We start from the raw sequence: 3,043 nt of genomic DNA, 5'->3' as shown, positions 1-3,043 counted from the left end.
GTGGCCGCCGGCCTCGTCGCCGTCGCCGTCGGGCTGATGACGCTCGGGCGCGCGCAGGCGCAGCCCTATATTCTCGGCATCCTTGCCGTGCTGGCGATGGTCGGCCTCTTCAACCTGTTCGCCTTCGCCGCCGGTATTATCCGCTTCGCCGACCGCAGTCTCGATGATCCGGTCGTGGGGCGGATCGCCGATCATGGATTCGACGGGCTGGCGGTCACCGATGCCCGCGGCCACGTAGTCTATTCCAATGCCGCCTATCTGACCCTGACCGGGGCCGCCGGCCCGCAGGACGTGCGCCCGGTGGAACGCGTCTTCATCGGCAACCCCGATGTCTCCGAAGCCGTGTTCCGGTTGCTGAAGGCCGCGCGCGAGGGCAAGCGTCAGCAGGAAGAGGTGCGCATCTCCGGCCAGGACGGCAGCCAGGGCCGCTGGCTGCGCATGCGGGTGCGTCCGCTCGGGACCGGCAAGCGCGAGTCGAAATACGCGGTGTGGTCGATTGCCGACATCACCCGCGACCGCGAGCGCCAGGAGGACGTGTTCCAGGAGCTCCAGCACGCGATCGAATATCTCGATCACGCGCCGTGTGGCTTCTTCTCGGTCAATCCGGCCGGCGAGCTCGCTTATGTCAACGCGACGCTGGCGAACTGGCTCGACTACGACCTCGCCGAGATCGGCTCGGGCGGCCTGAAGCTGACCGACATCGTCTCCGGCGACGGCGCATCGCTGCTGACCTCGATCGTGGCGGTGCCGGGCGAGGTGAAGACCGAGGTCTTCGACATCGATCTGCGCATGCGCACCGGCAAGACCATGCCGGTGCGGCTCTATCACAAGCTCGCCTTCGGCGCCGACGGCGCGCCGGGACCCTCGCGGACGCTGGTGATCAGCCGCGCTCGCGACGAGCGCAGCGATCCCGACCGCGCCGCCGAAGTGCGCTTCATGCGCTTCTTCGACCACACGCCGATGGCGATCGCGACCGTCGATCGCGGCGGCAACGTCGTGCGCGCCAATGCGCGCTATGCCAAGCTCGGACAGGCTCTCGGGCTCGACAGCGCCTCCAAGTCGATCTTCCGCGCGGTCAATTCGCGTGACCGGCACCTCCTGATCGCGGCCATCAACCAGGCCGCCGAGGGCCAGGCCGACATCGCGCCGGTCGAGGTGGCGCTGGAGGGGACCAAGGAGCGCTGGGGCCAGTTCTTCGTCACACCGGTCGATTCGGCCGAAAACGACGCGGAAGCCGCCATCGTGCACATGCTCGAGACCACCGAGCGGCGCGCGCTGGAGAACCAGATCAACCAGTCGCAGAAGATGGAGACGGTCGGCCAGCTCGCCGGCGGCATCGCCCACGACTTCAACAACGTGCTCTCCGCCATCATGATGGCGAACGACTTCCTGCTGAACGCGCACAAGCCGACCGATCCGTCGTTCCAGGACATCATGCAGATCAAGCAGAACGCGACGCGCGCTGCGACGCTGGTGCGGCAACTGCTGGCGTTCTCGCGGCGGCAGACGCTGCGGCCGCAGGTGCTCGATCTCGGCGACGCCCTGAGCGATCTCGCAATGCTGCTGCGCCGCCTGATCGGCGAGAAGGTCAAGCACGAGACCATCCACGGCCGCGATCTCTGGCCGGTCAAGGTCGACGTCTCCCAGTTCGAACAGGTGATCGTCAATCTCGCGGTCAACGCCCGCGACGCCATGCCCGACGGCGGCAAGCTGATCATCCGCACCGCCAACGTCACCACTGAGGAGGCGGCCAAGCTCGCCTACAAGGGCATGCCGGCGGCGGACTATGTCCGGATCGAGGTCTCCGACACCGGCACCGGCATCCCCGCCGACATACGCGACAAGATTTTCGAGCCGTTCTTCTCGACCAAGGAGGTGGGCAAAGGCACTGGCCTCGGCCTTTCGACGGTCTACGGCATCGTCAAGCAGACCGGCGGTTTCATCTACGTGGACTCCGAGCCGGGGCAGGGCACCTCGTTCCACATTTTCCTGCCGCGCCACCATGCCGAGCCTGACGTTCAGGTCGAGCAGGCGGCGGCTGCGGTCAGCGCGACCAACGGTGCTGCCAAGGAAGCCGCTTCCGTCGAGGCCAAGCCGCGGACCGATCTCACGGGGCAGGGCACCATCCTGCTGGTCGAGGACGAAGAGGGCCTGCGCGCGCTGAACGCACGTGGTTTGCGCTCGCGCGGCTACACCGTGGTCGAAGCCGAGAACGGCGTCGAGGCCATGGAGGTGCTGGAGGAGCAGAGCGGCGGGATCGATCTCGTCGTCTCCGACGTCGTCATGCCCGAGATGGACGGCCCGACCCTTTTGAAGGCGATGCGGGAGAAGAATCCCGACATCAAGTTCATCTTCGTCTCCGGTTATGCCGAGGACGCCTTCGAGAAGAGCCTGCCCGAAGGCCAGCAGTTCGACTTCCTGCCCAAGCCGTTCACGCTCAGCCAGCTGGTGGCGGCGGTGAAGGAGACGATGACCAAGCAGGGGTGAGGTTGAGAGGCGGCGCGCCGTTCCCGCAGTCTCCGGCATTGCGAGCGCAGCGAAGCAATCCAGACTGCCTCCGTGGAAAGACCCTGGATTGCTCCGTCGCATCAGCGCAAAATTGCTTCGCAATTTTGTCGCGAGCTCCTCGCAATGACGTGGTGAGAGAGCTGCGCCCGCAACGGCGAGGAAAAAGCGCAATTCCTGTCCAAATCCGCCGGTAACCGGCGACCACGGTTCCCTGGCGGGGCCGGCCAAATCCGCGTCAAATATGGGCTTTTGCCACATCCCCGCGACTGAGGGCCGCAGCCACAGGTTCCGAAACCGGCTTCACTTTTCGGGAAGTCTGCCCATCTTAAGCGCACGTCCCCATGCCGGGGATTTGGGAAACGCACATGAAGTTCTCGTTACGCTCCCGCAATCTCTTCAAGACGATCGCCGTCGTGCTGGCGCTTGCGCTGCCGACTGCGCTGGCGATCTCGTCCGCCGATGCGCGCGTCGGTGGCGGTTCCTCGTCGGGTTCACGCGGCTCGCGCACCTATTCGGCCCCGCCCTCGACCACGAC

General features: G+C 66.1%; 1 protein-coding gene and 1 pseudogene. Both read left to right on the top strand.

Annotation, left to right across the window (positions count from 1 at the left end):
• A partial coding sequence (gene cckA, locus MOV74_RS34865; RefSeq protein ID WP_246931596.1) for a cell cycle histidine kinase CckA occupies window positions 1-2,487 on the top strand: 2,487 nt, incomplete at its 5' end.
• A gap of 362 nt (window positions 2,488-2,849) precedes the next feature.
• Window positions 2,850-3,043: pseudogene (locus MOV74_RS34860) on the top strand (hypothetical protein); the annotation flags it as partial.

It is taken from the genome of Bradyrhizobium sp. SHOUNA76 (genome assembly GCF_023006445.1).
Classification (GTDB): Bacteria; Pseudomonadota; Alphaproteobacteria; order Rhizobiales; family Xanthobacteraceae; genus Bradyrhizobium.
Note: the sequence above shows the minus strand (reverse complement) of the source record. Positions and strands in the feature narration are given on the sequence as shown.